The 16965-nt window shown below is 72.5% G+C and carries 4 protein-coding genes; all 4 read left to right on the top strand.

The genetic code is table 11. From position 1 onward, the window contains the following. From QUG03_RS16145 to QUG03_RS16130, 4 genes are read left to right on the top strand one after another with little or no spacing between them, the layout of a single operon-like run. Complete coding sequence (locus QUG03_RS16145; RefSeq protein WP_500820397.1) at positions 1 to 9150, top strand: amino acid adenylation domain-containing protein; 9150 nt, start codon at positions 1 to 3, stop codon at positions 9148 to 9150. Next, positions 9147 to 14807: an amino acid adenylation domain-containing protein gene (locus QUG03_RS16140; protein WP_500820395.1), complete on the top strand. Its 5661-nt coding sequence runs from the start codon at positions 9147 to 9149 to the stop codon at positions 14805 to 14807. The genes QUG03_RS16145 and QUG03_RS16140 overlap by 4 nt, the downstream gene beginning before the upstream one ends. Beyond that, positions 14804 to 15976, top strand: coding sequence for an acyl-CoA dehydrogenase family protein (locus tag QUG03_RS16135; RefSeq protein ID WP_227104394.1), 1173 nt, complete (start codon positions 14804 to 14806; stop codon positions 15974 to 15976). The genes QUG03_RS16140 and QUG03_RS16135 overlap by 4 nt, the downstream gene beginning before the upstream one ends. After that, positions 15973 to 16938 (top strand): phosphotransferase family protein, encoded by a 966-nt coding sequence (locus QUG03_RS16130; protein WP_500820394.1) that lies wholly within the window; start codon positions 15973 to 15975, stop codon positions 16936 to 16938. Before QUG03_RS16135 ends, QUG03_RS16130 begins: the two co-directional genes overlap by 4 nt. The last annotated feature ends 27 nt before the right edge of the window (positions 16939 to 16965 follow it).

The raw sequence follows: 16965 nt of genomic DNA, 5'->3' as shown, positions 1-16965 counted from the left end.
ATGACCGATCTTGCCGACGCGGGCGTCACGCTGCATCGTCGCGGCGACCAGCTTCAGGTACAGGCGCCGCAGGGCGCGCTCGACGCCGCGCTGGTCGCGCGGCTGCGCGAGGCCAAGGAGGCGCTGCTGAGCGTGCTCGACGACGAAGGCGCGCGCGCCGCGCCGCTGGCGCCGGCGCTGCCGGGCGAGGCCGGCGACGCGGCGGCGCTGTCGCCGGGGCAGGCCCGTCTGGTCGCGGCGACGCGGCTGGGCGATCCGGCGATGTACAACGAACAGGCGGCGATCGAACTCGCGGACGCCGTCGACGAAGAGACCGTCGCCCGCGCCTTCGCGGCGCTCGCGCGCCGGCACGACATCCTGCGCACCGTCTTCAGCGACGGCGAGCCGGAACAACAGCGGGTGCTGCCCGAGCCGCTCGTCGCCTTGCAAGCGTGGGCGGTGGACGGCGACGACGCCTTGCGCGCGCGCGCCGCGGAACTGGCGCGACAGCCCTTCGCCGCCGGCGCGCCGATGTGGCGCGTCGATCTGTTTTCGACGCCCGAGCGCGCCGCGGTGCTGGTGCTGACCATCCATCACGCCATCTTCGACCGCTGGTCGATGAGCGTGCTGATCCGCGATTTCAGCGCCTATCTCGCGTCGCCGGACGCGGCCGAGCCCTCGGCGCCCCGCCTCAGTTATCGAGACTATGCCGCCTGGCAGCGCCGCTGGATGGCGTCGCCGGACTACGCCGCGCAACTGGACGCCTGGACGGAGGCGCTGGCGGAGGTGGACGAGGTGCCGGCGATACGCGGCGACCGCGCGCGTCCGCCGGCGCTGAGCGGGCGCGGCGGCACCGAGCGCTTCGAGATTCCGGCCGCGTGCATGGATGCGGCGGCCGCGTTCTCCCGCGGCCATAACACCACGCTGTTCACCACCTTGTTCAGCGCCTTCGCGCTGCTGCAGCATCGTTACACCGGCGAGGCGCGCGGGCTGACGCTGACGCCGGCGGCCAACCGGCCTTTCCAGGCGGCGGAGGACATCGCCGGCTACTTCGTCAACCTGGTGGCGCTGGCCTCCGAGGTGGGCGAGGGCGACAGCTTCGGCGCGCTGGTGGACCGGGTCCGCGACGCGAGCGCGCAGGCCTTCGCGCGCCAGGGCGTGCCGCTGGACGCCATCGTGGAGCGGCTGCGCGCGCGCGGCGGCCCCCGGCACGAGCAGCTGGCGCAGACCGTGTTCGCCTTCCAGAACGTCCGCCTGCCGGCGGTGCGCACCGCGAGCGGCGCGGCCGTGCCCTTCGATCTGGACAGCCCGTTCGCGCGCTTCGATCTTTATCTGTCGATCGAGGGCGACGAGCGCGGCACTTTCGCGGTGTGGCAGTACAACACCGATCTGTACGACGCGGCCACCATCCGTCAGCTGGGCGAACATTATCTGGCGTTGCTGCGCGCGGCGCTGGCCGCGCCGGACGCGGACGCGCGCGGCTTGCCCATCCTGTCCGAGGCCGAAGAAGCGCGCCTGCGCGGATGGGGGCGGCATGAGCGCCCGTATCGGGCGGACGCCGCGATCGACGCGTTGTTCCGCGAATGCGCGGCCGCCCATCCCGGACGCGTCGCGCTGGAACAGGGCGGCGAGCGCTGGACTTACGCGGAGCTCGATCAGTGGTCGGACCGCGCGGCCGGCGCGCTGCGCGCGGCCGGCGTCGAGGCGGGCGCGGTGGTGGGCGTCGCGGGCGAGCGCTCGCCGCGGCTGCTGGCCGCCTTCCTCGCGGCGCTGAAGGCGGGCGCCGCCTATCTGCCGCTGGATCCGACTTATCCGGCCGCGCGCCTGAGCGCGATGACGGCCGACGCCGCGCCGGCCTTGATGATCGTCGCCGACGGTCTGGACGCCGGCTGGCTCGGCGATTACGCCGGACCGGTGCTGAGCCTGGCCGACTGCGAGGCCGGCGACGCGCGGCCCGTGTCGTCCGCGGCGCGGCGCGCGGAAGACCTGGCTTATGTGATGTACACCTCGGGCTCCACCGGGCGGCCCAAGGGCGTGGCGGTGCCGCATCGCGCGGTGGTCCGGCTCGCCGTCGGCGGCGGCTACGCGCGCTTGGACGCGTCGACGGTGATGCTGCAGCAATCGCCGCTGGGCTTCGACGCCTCGACCTTCGAAATCTGGGGCTGCTGGCTGAACGGCGGGCGGCTGGTGCTGGCCGAACCCGGCATGCCCTTCCTGGACGCGGCGTCGCGCGACGGCGTCACCACGATGTGGCTGACCGCCGACCTGTTCCGCATGATGGTGGAAGAGGAGCCGGCCGCGCTCGGCGGCCTGCGCGAACTGCTGACCGGCGGCGACGCGCTGCCGGTGGCGAGCTGCCGCGCCTTTCTCGAGGCCTGCCCGGGCGTCGCGCTGATCAACGGTTACGGTCCGACGGAAAACACCACCTTCACCTGCAGCCATCGGGTGACGGCCGGCGACGTGAAACGCGGTTCGATTCCGATTGGGCGGCCGATAGGCAATACCGAGGTGCGCGTGGTCGACGCCGGCGGCCGGCTGGTGCCGGTCGGCGTGCCCGGCGAATTGTGGGCGGGCGGCGACGGGCTCGCGCTCGGCTATCTGGGCCGCGCCGACTTGACGGCGGAACGCTTCGTCGCGGCGCCGCCGCCGGACGGCGGGCGCTGGTATCGCACCGGCGACCGCGTGCGCTGGCGGCGCGACGGGGCGCTGGAGTTCCTCGGCCGAGTGGATGAGCAGATCAAGCTGCGCGGCTACCGGATCGAGCTGGGCGAGATCGAGGCGACGCTGGGCCATCACCCCGGTTTGAGCGGCTGCGCCGTCGCGCTGCGGCGCAGCGCCGCGGACGAGAAGCAATTGGTCGGCTATCTGGTGGCGCGGCAAGATTCGGCCGAAGCCGCGGACGCGGCGGCGGTGCAGGCATGGCTGGAGACGCGGCTGCCGGGCTATATGGTGCCGCGCGCCTGGGTGTGGCTGGACGCTTTGCCGCAGTCCGCCAACGGCAAGGTGGACCGCAAGCGTCTGCCGGAGCCGCAGATCGAGGCGGGCGCGGCGGCGGCGGAGAACGCGGCCGAGGCGGCGCTGGTGGAGATCTGGCAAGGCCTGTTGGGGCTGGAACGCGTGGGGGTGAGGGACAACTTCTTCGCGCTGGGCGGCGACTCCATCCTGAGCATACAGATGGCGTCGCGGGCGGCGGAGCGCGGCTTGCGCATCAGCCCGCAGCAGGTGTTCCGTTATCCGACCATCGCCGAACTGGCGGCGGAGAGCGGCGCGGCGGAAGAGACCGGCGCGCCGGCGGAGCAGGGCGAGGTGAGGGGCGAAGTGAGGCCCGGCCCGATCCAGGCCTGGTATCTGGACTGGCCGGGCACGGACTGGCAACAGTTCAGCCAGGGAGCTTATCTGGGCCTGAGCGGCCCGCTCGACGCCGAAGCGCTGATCGGCGCGCTGCAGGCGGTGGCGCAGCGGCACGACGCGCTGCGGATAGGCTGGCGGCGGGACGGCGAGCGCTGGATTCAGGAAAGCGGCGCCGGCGCGCCGGCGGAAGTGAAGATAGCGGACCTGCGCGGCCTGGCCGACGCCGAGGCCGCGCTGGAGCGGGACGCGGCCGAACTGCAGGCCGGTCTGCGCCTGGACGGCGCCGGCCTGTGGGCGGCGCGGCTATACCGGCTGGACCAAGGCTGGCGTCTGCTGTGGCTGGCGCATCACGCCTCGGTGGACGGGGTATCGTGGCGGATTCTGCTGGCAGACCTGTGGCGGGCCTACGCGGCGCTGAGCCGGGGCGAGGCGACGTCGTGGCCGGCCAAGACGGTGTCGTACCAGGCGTGGTCGCAGCGGCTGTGGGCCTGGGCGGACGCCTTGCCGGAATCGACGCTGGACTACTGGCGGGAGATGGACGCGCCGGGGATGACCCTGCCCGGCGTCGGCGCGGGCGAAGACACGGTGGCGGCGGAATCGCGGGTGTCGCTGCAATGGGACGCGGCGACGACGGAACGCTGGCTGCGGCAGGCGGGCGAGGCCTATCGGATGCGTCCGGAGGAATTGCTGCTGGCCGCGCTGGCGCGGGCCTTGCGCCAATGGACGGGCGCGGAGGAATGCGTGCTGGACCTGGAAGGCCACGGCCGCGACGGGCTGGCGGGCGTGGACGTGTCGCGCACCGTGGGCTGGTTCACCAGCTTGTATCCGCTGCGGCTGCCGCTGAGCGGCGACTTGCCGCGGGATCTGAAGTCGGTGAAGGAGCGGATGCGCGGCGTGCCGGACAGCGGCATCGCCTATCAGGCGCTGCGTTACGGCGGCCGTGGATCGGAGCTGGGCGGCCATGCGCGCACGGTGTGCTTCAACTACCTGGGCCAATGGCGGCTGGAAGAAGGCGGCGCGCCGGGCGCGACTTGGCTGGGCGAGCCGCTGGGCGGCGCGCGCTCGGGCGGGATGAGGCGGCGCTACGCGCTGGACGTGGTGGCGCAGGTGCACGAAGGACGGCTGCGGGTGGACTGGCTGTACAACGCGGCGCTGCAAGCGGCGGACGCGATGACGGCGCTGGCGGAGCGCTTCCGCGCCGAGCTGGACGCGGTGCTGGCGCACTGCCTGTCGCCGCAGTCGGGCGGTCTGACGCCGTCGGACCTGCCGCTTGCTCAACTGGAGCAGAGCGACATCGACGCGATCGAGCGCGAGCATCCCGGGCTGGAGGCCTTGTACGGCGTCACGCCGTTGCAGCAGGGCATTCTGTTTCACTCCATCGCGGACGAGGACGCGCCGCTCTATATAGAACAACTGCACTGGAAAATGAGCGGCGTTTTCGACGCGGAACGCTTCCGTCAAGCCTGGTTCGACGTCGCGGCGGCGCACGCCGCGCTGCGCACCACCTTCCGCTGGCGGCAGTTGCAGAGCCCGGTCCAAATCGTCCATCCCCGTCTGGACCCGGACTGGGACACGCTGGATTGGCGCGCGCTGTCCGCCGAGGCCTGCGTCAGCCGCTTCGACGCGCTGCGCGAGCAGGACCGTCAACGCGGCTTCGATCTGGAACGCGGGCCCTTGCTGCGCGGCACCCTGATCCGCGAACCCGGCGACGCCTGGCGCTTCCTGTGGAGCTACCACCACGCGGTGGTCGACGGCTGGTCGGTGCCCTTGATCCTGAAGCAGGTGATCGGCCGCTACGCCGAGCTGGGCGCCGGCGACGCGGCCCCGCTGCCGGGCAGCCGTTTTCTGCCCTTCGTCAATTGGCTGGCGGCGCGGGACGAGAGCGAGCAGGCCGCGTACTGGCAACAGGTGCTGGCCGGCATAGAAGAGCCCACGCCGATAGGCTTCGCCGCGCCGGCGCGCGGCGCGCAAGCGCGGGGCCAGGGCCGGCGCGCCTTCGTGTTCGACGCGGGCCTGAACGAGCAGGTCGACCGCGCCGCGCGGCGGGCCGGCGTCACCCGCGCCAGCCTGCTGACCGGCGCCTGGGCGCTGACCCTGGGCTACGCCGGCGGCGGGCGCGAGGTGGTGTTCGGCACCACGCTGTCCGGCCGGCCGGCGACGCTGCCGGGCGTCGAGCGGATGGTGGGGCTGTTCATCAACACGGTGCCGGTGCGCGTCGGCATCGACGACGACGCGCGCGTGTCGCAATGGCTGCAGCAACTGCATGGACAGCAGAGCGAACGGGCCAGACTGGGCGCCGCCTCGCTGACCGACATCCGGCGCTGGGCGGGCTATGAGGGCGGCGAGCTCTTGAGCAGCCTGTTCGTGGTGGAAAACTATCCGGTGGACCGCCAGCTGGCCCGAGGCGACGCCGGTTTCGACGTCAGCGAGTTCGCGGCGGCCGAGACGCGCACCAATTATCCGCTGGTCGGCCAGCTGATTCCGGGCGAGGAGACCGTGCTCTATGTCGATTTCGACGCCTCGCGCTACGACGAGGAGGGCATAGGCCGGCTGGGCGCGAGCTTCCTGCATCTGCTGGCCCAGCTCGCCGCGCAGCCGGACGCGCGGCTGGGCGATCTGAGCCTGGTGGACGAGGCGGAGGCGCGCCGGCTGATTCACGACTGGAACGCGACGCCGCCGGTTGGCGACGGTTATCTGCTGCACGCCGGCATAGAGCGGCACGCCGAGCTGACGCCGCTGGCGCCGGCGATCATAGGCGTGGACGAGGCGATGAACTACCGCGAACTGGCCGACGAGACGCTGCGCGTCGCCAGGGCGGTGGCGGTGGCGGGCGCGCGGCGCGAACCGGTGGCGGTGCTGCTGCCGAGGAGCGCGCGCGCGGTCGCCGCCTACTCGGGCGTGATGCGCGCCGGCTGCGCCTACGTGCCGGCCGATCCGGCGATGCCGCCGGGACGCTTGCGCGATCTGCTGGCCACGGTCGGCCATGTGCTGACGACACGCGAGCATCTGCCGCTGCTGGACGGCGTCGCGGCGCGCGCGATCCTGATCGACGAAACGCCGCCGGCCGAGGTCGCGCTGCCGGAGGCGGCGCCCGACGATCTGGCCTATGTGATGTTCACCTCGGGCTCCACCGGCAAGCCCAAGGGCGTGATGATCAGCCACCGCGCGGCCGCGCTGACGATGGAAGTCTTCCTGCGCCGTTATGAGATCGGCGCGTCCGACCGCTTGATGTGCGTGTCGGCGGCGGGCTTCGACCTGTCGGTATTCGATTTCTTCGGCGCGTTCGCGGCGGGCGCCGCCGTCTTGCTGGCGCCGGAGTCGTCGACGATCGCGCCGGCGGCGTGGCTGGATCTGATGGCGCGCGAGGGGGCGACGGTTTGGGAGTCCGTGCCGGCGGTGATGGAGCTGCTGTTGCTGGAATGCCGGCAGAGCGGGCGCGCGCTGCCGCCCACGCTGAAGCTGGCGATGTTGAGCGGCGACCGCGTGCCGGTGGGGCTGCCCGCGCAGATCCGCGCGGCGGCGACGTCCGATCCGGAGGTGCTGGCGCTGGGCGGCGCCACCGAGGCGGCCATCTGGTCGTGCTGGTACGACACGCGGGGACTGGCGGCCGACGCCGCCTTCGTGCCCTATGGCCGCCATCTGCCGGGGCAGCGGCTCTATGTGCTGTCTTCCTCGCTGCAGGCGGTGCCGGTGGGCGTGCCGGGCGATCTGTGGATCGCCGGCGCGGGCGTGGCGCTGGGTTATCTGGGCCAGCCCGATCTCAGCGCCTACCGCTTTGTCGACAATCCCTTTGTGCCGGGCGAGCGGATGTACCGGACCGGCGACCGCGCGCGCGCGCTTGCCGACGGCAATCTGGAATTCCTGGGCCGAGTGGACGATCAGGTCAAGATCGGCGGCTTCCGGATCGAGATCGGCGAAATCGAGGCCGCGCTGGCGGCCGCGCCGGGCGTGGAGCGCGGCGTGGCCTCGGTGGTCGAGCGCGACGGGCGGCGGATCATCGCCGGCTATGTGCTGTTGCTGCCGGGCGCGAGCCTGGATACCGCCGCGATTCGCGACACGCTGGCGCGGCGGCTGCCGCCATACATGCTGCCGGCGTCGATCATGGCGCTGGACAGCGTGCCGCTGAGCGCCAACGGCAAGGTGGACCGCAAGCGTCTGCCGGAGCCGCAGATCGAGGCGGGCGCGGCGGCGGCGGAGAACGCGGCCGAGGCGGCGCTGGTGGAGATCTGGCAAGGCCTGCTGGGGCTGGAGCGCGTGGGGGTGAGGGACAATTTCTTCGCGCTGGGCGGCGACTCCATCCTGAGCATACAGATGGCGTCGCGGGCGGCGGAGCGGGGCTTGCGCATCAGTCCGCAGCAGGTGTTCCGCTACCCGACCATCGCCGAGCTGGCGGCGGAAAGCGGCGCGGCGGAAGAAGCCGGCGCGCCGGCGGAGCAGGGCGAGGTGAGGGGCGAAGTGAGGCCAGGCCCGATCCAGGCCTGGTATCTGGACTGGCCGGGCACGGACTGGCAACAGTTCAGCCAGGGGGCTTATCTGGGCCTGAGCGGCCCGCTCGACGCCGAAGCGCTGATCGGCGCGCTGCAGGCGGTGGCGCAGCGGCACGACGCGCTGCGGATAGGCTGGCGGCGGGACGGCGAGCGCTGGATTCAGGAAAGCGGCGCCGGCGCGCCGGCGGAAGTGAAGATAGTGGACCTGCGCGGCCTGGCCGACGCCGAGGCCGCGCTGGAGCGGGACGCGGCCGAACTGCAGGCCGGCCTGCGCCTGGACGGCGCCGGCCTGTGGGCGGCGCGGCTATACCGGCTGGAGCAAGGCTGGCGCCTGCTGTGGCTGGCGCATCACGCCTCGGTGGACGGGGTGTCGTGGCGGATTCTGCTGGCAGACCTGTGGCGGGCCTACGCGGCGCTGAGCCGGGGCGAGGCGACGTCGTGGCCGGCCAAGACGGTGTCGTACCAGGCGTGGTCGCAGCGGCTGTGGGCCTGGGCGGATGCCTTGCCGGAATCGACGCTGGACTACTGGCGGGAGATGGACGCGCCGGGGATGACCCTGCCCGGCGTCGGCGCGGGCGAAGACACGGTGGCGGCGGAATCGCGGGTGTCGCTGCAATGGGACGCGGCGACGACGGAACGCTGGCTGCGGCAGGCGGGCGAGGCCTATCGGATGCGTCCGGAGGAATTGCTGCTGGCCGCGCTGGCGCGGGCCTTGCGCCAATGGACGGGCGCGGAGGAATGCGTGCTGGACCTGGAAGGCCACGGCCGCGACGGGCTGGCGGGCGTGGACGTGTCGCGCACCGTGGGCTGGTTCACCAGCTTGTATCCGCTGCGGCTGCCGCTGAGCGGCGACTTGCCGCGGGATCTGAAGTTGGTGAAGGAGCGGATGCGCGGCGTGCCGGACAGCGGCATCGCCTATCAGGCGCTGCGTTACGGCGGCCGTGGATCGGAGCTGGGCGGCCATGCGCGCACGGTGTGCTTCAACTACCTGGGCCAATGGCGGCTGGAAGAAGGCGGCGCGCCGGGGGCGGCTTGGCTGGGCGAGCCGCCGGGCGGCGCGCGCTCGGGCGGGATGAGGCGGCGCTACGCGCTGGACGTGGTGGCGCAGGTGCACGAAGGACGGCTGCGGGTGGACTGGCTGTACAACGCGGGGCTGCAAGCGGCGGACGCGATGACGGCGCTGGCGGAGCGCTTCCGCGCCGAGCTGGACGCGGTGCTGACGCACTGCCTGTCGCCGCAGTCGGGCGGCCTGACGCCTTCGGACCTGCCGCTCGCCCATCTTGACCAGAACGATATCGACGAAGTGTTACAGCTACTGAACGAACAGCCATGAACAAAACATTATCAAACGCCGCGCAGCAAGCCGGCTCGAAAGTCGAGACCATGCTGCCGTTGACGCCGACGCAGCAGGGCCTGCTGTTTCATACGCTGAAAGCGCCGGAGTCCGGCGTCTATTACGAACAGGTCGCTTGCGCCTTCCACGTCGCGCTAGACGCGGCCGATTACCGGCGCGCGCTGGAAGCGGTGATCGCGCGCCACGGCGTGCTGCGAACCGGCTTTCTGTGGGACGGGCCGTCCAAGCCGGTGCAGGTGGTCTTCCGCGACGTCGAACTGCCGTGGGTGGAGGAGGACTGGCGGGCTTTCGATCCCGAGGAGCAGCGGCGGCGTCTCGCCGCTTACCGGGAGGCGGACCGGCGTCCGGGCTTTCACCTGAGCCGCGCGCCGCTGATGCGCTGCGCCTTGTTCCGCACCGGCGAAGAACGCTATGAGTTCGTGTGGAGCTATCACCATCTGCTGCTGGACGGCTGGTCGGTGCAGATCGTGCTGGGCGAAGCGCTCGCCTGCTACGACGCCTACCGGCGCGGGGCCGATCCGGCCTTGCCGCCGCCCCAGCCCTACAGCGCTTTTCTGCGCTGGCTGGACCAGCAGGACGGCGCGGCGGCCGAAGCCTTCTGGCGCGAGCGGCTGGGCGATGTGCGCGCGGCCACGCCCTTGCCGCTGGCGGAGGAGGCCGGCCCGGAACGCCCGTCCGGCCACGGCCTGCTGGAACGCGAGCTGGACCCGCGGACGAGCGAGGGCCTGCAGCGGCTGGCGCGCGCCTGCGAGCTGACGCAGAGCACGGTGATCCAGGCCGCCTGGGCCTTGCTGCTGGCGCGAGCGAGCGGCCGCGACGACGTGGTGTTCGGCACCACTGTGTCCGGCCGGCCGGCCGAGCTGCGCGGGGTCGAGCAGATGGTGGGGCTCTTCGTCAACGCGCTGCCGACGCGCGCGACCGTGGACGCCGCGCAGACGCTGGGCGACTGGCTCAGACAGCTGCATCGCCGGCATGTGGACGCCGAAGCCTACGCCTATACGCCGCTGCACGCGATTCCGGGCTGGAGCGGCGTGACTCCGGGCGCGCCCTTGTTCGAGAGCCTGGTGGTGTTCGAGAACTATCCGGCGCGCGCGGACGCGACGCGCTATCGGGAACGGCTGGGCGTTGGCGACGTCGAGGTGGTGGAGCAGACCAACTATCCGCTGACCGTGGTCGCGATTCCCGGCGAGCGTCTGCGCTTGCGCCTGCATTACGATCGCCAGCGCGTGTCGGAGGCGGCGGCGGAGCGGATCGTCGCGATGCTGGCGCGGCTGCTGGAGCAGTTCGAACGCGGCGGCGCCGCGCTGCGCATCGGCGAGGCGTCGCTGCTGGGCGCGGAGGCGGGCGGCGCGCTGGTCGCGGGCTGGAACGCGGCGGCCCGGCGCGCGGACGAGGCGGAGCGCCAGTGCCTGCATCGCCGTTTTGAGGCGCAGGCGCGCGCGCGGCCGGACGCCGTCGCGCTGCAATGCGAGGGCGAGGCGCTGACTTACGCCGAACTGGATCGCCGCGCCAACCGGCTGGCCTGGCGGCTGGACGCCGCCGGCGTGCGCGGCGACACGCCGGTTGCGCTGGCGTTCGGGCGCGGCGTGGACAGCATCGTCGCGATACTGGCGGTGTTGAAGGCGGGCGCCTTCTATGTGCCGCTCGATCTCGACCATCCGCCGGAACGTCTCGCCTGGATACTGGAGGATATCGGCGCCGGCGCGCTGATTTGCGGCGAGGAAGCGCGCGAGCGCTTCGGGGACTTCGGTGGGGTTCTGATCGGGATGGGAGATGCGGCGGAGTCCGGCGAGCGCGAAGACGCGCCGCCGCCGCGCGACACTTCGCCCGCCGACCTGTGCTACGTGATCTACACCTCGGGCTCGACCGGACAGCCCAAGGGCGTGTGCGTGGAGCACCGCAATGTGGACCATCTGTTCGCGGCGACGCGCCGGAGCTACGGCATCGGACCGTCGGACGTGTGGACCCTGTTCCATTCCTACGCCTTCGACTTCTCGGTATGGGAAATCTGGGGCGCCCTGCTGCACGGCGGGCGGCTGGAAATCGTGCCTTACCGCTGCTCGCGCACGCCGGAGGCGTTTCTCGCGCTGCTGGAGCGCGAGGGCGTCACGATGCTGAGCCAGACCCCCAGCGCCTTCAAGCAGCTGCTGCGCGCGCTGGGCGACGCGCGGCGGCCCTTGCCGGCCGGCTTGCGCCATGTGTTCTTCGGCGGCGAGGCGCTGATTCCCAGCCAGTTCGCCGCCTGCCTGGGCGAGGAGAGCGGCGTCGCGCTGGTCAATCTCTACGGCATCACCGAAACCACGGTGCACGTGACCGAGCGCGTGCTGGGCGCGGGCGACGCGCTCTCCTCGCGCAGCCCGGTGGGCCGGCCCTTGCCTGGCTACCGTATCTACCTGCTCGACGCCGCCGGGCATCCGGTGCCGCCGGGCGTGCCGGGCGAGATTTACGTGGGCGGGGAGGGCGTGGCGCGCGGTTATCACAAGCGTCCCGAGCTCGACCGCGAACGTTTCATCGCCGACCCCTTCCTGCCCGGCGAGCGGCTTTACCGCAGCGGGGACCTCGGGCGCTGGGACGCGGACGGCGAGCTGGACTATCTGGGCCGCATCGACGAGCAGGTCAAGATCCGCGGCTTCCGCATCGAACTGGGCGAGGTGGAGGCGGCGCTGGCCCGACACCCGGACGTCGCCGCCGCGGCGGTGATGGTGGACGAGGCGAGCATAGACGGCCACGCGCAGCTGGCGGGTTTCGCGGCGCCGCGCGAGGGCGCGTCGCTCTCTCCCGCCGCGCTGCGGGACTGGCTGACGCAGCGCCTGCCGCCGCACGCGATTCCGGCGCGCCTGATCGAGGTGGACGCGATCCCGCTGACCCCTAACGGCAAGCTCGATCGCCGCCGGCTGGCCGACGCGCTGGCGGCGGACGGCGACGCCGCGCGTCCGCACGTCGCGCCGCGCGATGCGGTGGAACAGGCGCTGGTCGGCGTGTTCGAATCCGTGCTCAAGCGCTCGCCGGTCGGCGTCACCGACAATTTCTTCGAGCTGGGCGGGGACTCCATCCTGAGCATCCAGATCCTGTCGGCCGCGCACAAGGTCGGCATCGACTTCACGCTGGACGAGCTGATGCGCTCGCTGACCATAGCAAGCCTGGCGCCGCGGGTCCGGCGCACGGATTCGCCGCCGCCGGCCGCGAGCGCGCCGCCGCCGCCGCTGGACGCCGCCTACGAGGACGCGTATCCGCTCAGCGCGATGCAGATGGCGATGCTGGCCAACGAGATGCGGCACGGCCAGGACTCCGCCTATCACAACGTCAACGATCAGCGGCTAGCCCTGCCCTTCGACGCGGCCGCGCTCGAGGCGGCGTTGCGCGGCGCCTTCGAACGCCATCCGGCGCTGCGCACCGCCTTCGATCTGGCCGCCGACGAGGAGCCGCTGCAGTACGTGCACCGCCAAGTGCCCTTGCCGCTGGCGGTCAGCGACTGGCGTGGCCTGGACGCGGCGCGGCAGGACGCGCGGATTCTGGATTGGCGAGAGGCCGAGCGGCGCCGGCGCTTCGACGTCGAGCATCCGCCGCTGATCCGCTTCGCCGTGCATCGCCTGAGCGAGGAGGAGATGCATATCGGCGTGACCAAGCACCACGCGATTCTGGACGGCTGGAGCTTCAACCTGCTGCTCTCCGAGCTGATCTCGGACTATTCGGCGCGGCTGGCCGGCCGGCCGCTGGCGCTGACGGCGCCGGCCAGCCGCTACCGCGACTTCGTCGAGCGCGAGCGCGAGGCGGCGCGTTCGGACGCGCTGCGCGACTGGTGGCGCGCGCGGCTGCAATCCTTGCCGGCCACGCGGCTGGCGCGGGAGCCGGACGGCGACGCGGCGCCGGCGGAGGTGCCGATTTCGGCCGCAGAGTCCGCCGGCCTGGAAGCGCTGGCCGCGCGCGCGGGCGCCTCGGTGAAAAGCGTGCTGCTGACGGCGCATCTGCTCGCCTTGTCGCGCATCTGCGGCAGGCCGGCGGTGACGAGCGGGGTGGTGTTCAACGGCCGCAGCGAGGGCGCGGACGGCGACCGGGCGCTGGGCCTGTTCCTGAACAGCCTGCCGCTCGGCTTCGACTTCCCGGCCGGCGCCTTCGACGCGGTCGCGCTGGTGCGCGCGGTGCAGGCGGCCGAGCTGGAGGTGTTCAGCCGCCGGCGCTATCCGCTGATCGAACTGCATCGGCAGGTGGGCACGGTGTTCGACGCGCTGTTCAACTTCACGCACTTCCGCGCGCTGGAGGACGCGGTGCGCGACATCGAGGTGTCCGACGGCTACGCGAGCGACACGACCAATGTGCCGCTGGTGGTGCAAAGCAGCTTCGACGGCCGGCAAGGCGTATTGCGGATCACCCTGGTGCCGTCGCGCGGACATTTCTCGACGGAGACCGTGCTCCGCTTCGTCGCGGAGTACGCGGCGGCCTTGCGCGCGCTGCTCGGGGAAACCACGGCGGGGGACGCGGCCGCCACGCCGGCGGCGGCCAAGGCGCCCGCCGCCGCGCGGCCCAGCGGCGCGGCGTTGCGACGCGAGCTGAGCGCCTTGTGGACGGCCGTGCTCAAGCGCGAACCGCCGTCGGAGGACAGCGATTTCAGCGCGCTGGGCGGAGATTCTTTACTGATGCTGCGGATCTGCTCCCGCGCCGGCCGGGCCTTTGGCCTGGACGCGGCGGTGGTGGCCCGTCTGTTGACGGCGCAGACCGTGGCCGAGCAGGCCCGGATCATCGAGACCGAGGGCGCGGACGCGGACGGCGTCCGGGTCGGCGCGCTCGTCGCGCTGTCCGCGCCGGGCGACGCGCCGCCGCTGTTCTTCGCGCCGGGCGCGGGCGGGCATGTGCCGTATCTGCGCGCGCTCGCGGCCGAGCTGTCCAAGGACTTCTCGGTATGGGGCATGGAGCTGCCCGGGTCCGGCGAGGCCGACGCGGGCGGCGTCGAAGCCATCGCGACGGCGCTGATCGCCGACATCCGGCGGGTGCGGCCTTACGGGCCTTATCGCCTGGGCGGCCATTCTTTCGGCGGCTGGGTCGCGCTTGAGATTGCGCGGCAACTGGCCGGCCAGGGCGAGGCGGTGGCTTGGGTCTCCATCGTGGACAGCCTGCCGCCGGGGTCGGCGGCGCGGCCGCACAAGCGGGACTGGCGGGACAGCCGCTGGATGGCGGAGATCGGCAACAGCTTCGCGCGTCTGGCCGACGCCAAGCGGCTATTCGACGCCGACGAATTCGACGCGCTGGACGATGCGCGGAGAGTGGAACGTTTGCGCGAGCGCTTGATAGCGGCGGGCGTGCTGCCGGAGGAGCTTGGCCTGCCCGAGTTCGCGGCGCGCGTGCGCGCCTTCATCGCGCATTCGCTGACGGATTACGCGCCGGCGACGCCTTATGCCGGCGCGCTGCATTTAATTGTGGCCGCGGACAGGGACGGCGAGGCGGATGCGCCCGACGCCGCCGCGCTCATCGACGGCTGGCGCGCGGCGGCGCCGGCCGCGGCGACGGCGCTGCGCCTGCCCGGCGATCACGTCGGCATCATGCGCCCCCCCTTCGTCAGCGGGCTGGCCGGCGCCTTGCGCGCCATGGAGGCCGCCGCGCGGCGGGCCGTTTCGGACATGGAAACCGAGGAAGAACAATGAACACCAGAGTCAAGGCATTCGCCGCCGTCGAGGCGGCGCTGGCGGAACCGGAGGCGGCGCTCGCCAACGGCGATTTCGAAACCGTGGAACAGTTGATGAGCGGCATCCGCGCGGCCAACCGGGCGCACGGCCTGTGGCTGCCGCAGGTGCCGCGCGCCGACGGCGGCCTGGGCCTGAACCTGCTTGAGCTGGTGGAGGTGGGCGAGCTGCTGGGCGCCTCGCCGCTGGGCCATTACGCGGTCAACTACCAGGCGCCCGACGCCGGCAATATCGACGTGTTGCTGGAGTACGCGACTCCCGCGCAGCGCCGGCGCTGGCTGGAGCCGCTATTGCGCGGCGAGCTGCGCAGCTGCTTCGCGGCGACGGAGCCGGAGTCCGCCGGATCGAATCCCTCCTCGCTGAAAACGACGGCGGTGTACAGGGACGGCGCCTGGCATCTGAACGGCCGCAAATGGTTCGCGTCCGGCGCCGACGGCGCGGGCTTCGCCATCGTGCTGGCCGTCACCGACGAGGCCGCGCCGCTGCACGCGCGCACCAGCACCTTCATCGTGCCCGCCGACGCGCCCGGCTTCCGCCACGTCCGCAATCTGCGGGTGATGGGGGACGAGGGCTGCGGCTGGGCCAGCCACGGCGAACTGGTGCTGGACGATTGCCGGGTGGGCGAGGACGCGATGCTGGGCAAGCCCGGCGAGGGCTTCGTCGTGCTGCAGGCCAGGCTCGCCACCGGGCGGCTGCACCATTGCGCGCGCTGGATAGGCGTGTGCGAGCGCGCCTTCGCCATCATGTGCCGGCGCGCCTGCCGCCGGGAACTGGCGGCGGGCGAGCTGCTGTCCTCGCGCCAGACGGTGCAGAACTGGATCGCCGAGAGCCGCGCGTCGATAGACGCCGCGCGCCTGCTGGTGACCCAGGCGGCCACGCGGCTGCAAAACCGCCACGAGCGCGCGCAGATCGACATCTCGATCGCGAAGTTCTTCGTGGCCGGCGTGACGCAGACCGTGCTCGATCACGCGCTGCAGGTGCAGGGCGCATTGGGCGTCAGCGGCGACACGATTCTCAATGTGCTGTGGCGGCACGAACGCGCGGGGCGGATTTACGACGGCCCGGACGAAGTGCACAAGAGCCTGGTGGCGCGCCATGCGCTGGCCGGCTTCCGGCGGGAGCTGGCATGAGCGCGCGGATCGCGGAGCGCGCGATGGCGGCGCTGGGCCGCCCCCGCGTCGGCGCGCGCGCGACGCGGGTGGGCGGCGGCCGGGCCAGCGAGGTGTTCCTGGTGCAGGGCGGCGACAGCGAGCTCATCGCCTACTGGCTGCCGGAGGGCGGCGCGCGCGAGGCGAGACGCCGCTACGCGCTGCTGGAGCGGCTGTCCGGCCAGTTCCGGCTGGCGCCCAGGCCGCTGGCGGTGGACGAGGACGGCGACGCCGCGCTGCTGCTGGTTGAAAAGCTGGACGGCGTCGCGCCGGCCGCCTGCGGAGCGCTCGGCCCCGACACCGTGCGCCGGCTCGCGGAAAACTTCATCGAGACGCTGGCGAGCCTGCATGCGCTGGAGGTCGCGCCGGCCGACCGGCCCCCCGACTATCTGCGCCGCATCCTAAGCGAATGGCGGCGGCGCTGGAACGCGGAGGAGGCGGGCGCGGCGGTCGACGCCGACTTCCGGGCGGTGGCCGACTGGCTGAGCGAGCGGATGCCGCAGACCGCGCCCGCCGCCTGGCTGCACAACGACTACAAGCTGGACAACATCCTCGTCGACCCGGGCGATCCGGCGCGGCTGGTGGGCGTCGTCGATTGGGAGCTGGCCGCGGTCGGCCATCCGCTGGCCGATCTCGGCGCCGCGCTCGCTTACTGGATAGAGGGCCGGGATTCGTCGCTGCTGCGGCTGGACGCGCCCGGGCCGAGCTGCGCGCCGGGCGCGCCGACGCGCGCGGCGCTGGTGGACCTGTACGCCACCGCCGCCGGACGCGAGGTGACGGAACCCGCCTACTGGTACGCCTACGGCCTGCTGCGGCTGGCGGTGATCACACAACAACTGGCGCTGCGGCGCCGCGACGAAGGGCAGCGCGTGCCGCGCGCCAAGCTGATCGTGCGCTGGCTGCTGGACCGCGCGGCGGAAGCCTGCGGCGGCGGCCGGCTGTGACGGCCGTCCGCGCGCCCTCCGATTCAT

This window comes from Chromobacterium sp. CCUG 30098 (assembly GCF_059916605.1).
This window is presented reverse-complemented; position numbering and strand designations above follow the sequence as displayed.

Bases quoted from the DNA above. Each gene is read 5' to 3' on its own strand.
- QUG03_RS16145 (WP_500820397.1), top strand. From the start codon at position 1: ATGACCGATCTTGCCGACGCGGGCGTCACGCTGCATCGTCGCGGCGAC.
- QUG03_RS16140 (WP_500820395.1), top strand. From the start codon at position 9,147: ATGAACAAAACATTATCAAACGCCGCGCAGCAAGCCGGCTCGAAAGTC.
- QUG03_RS16135 (WP_227104394.1), top strand. From the start codon at position 14,804: ATGAACACCAGAGTCAAGGCATTCGCCGCCGTCGAGGCGGCGCTGGCG.
- QUG03_RS16130 (WP_500820394.1), top strand. From the start codon at position 15,973: ATGAGCGCGCGGATCGCGGAGCGCGCGATGGCGGCGCTGGGCCGCCCC.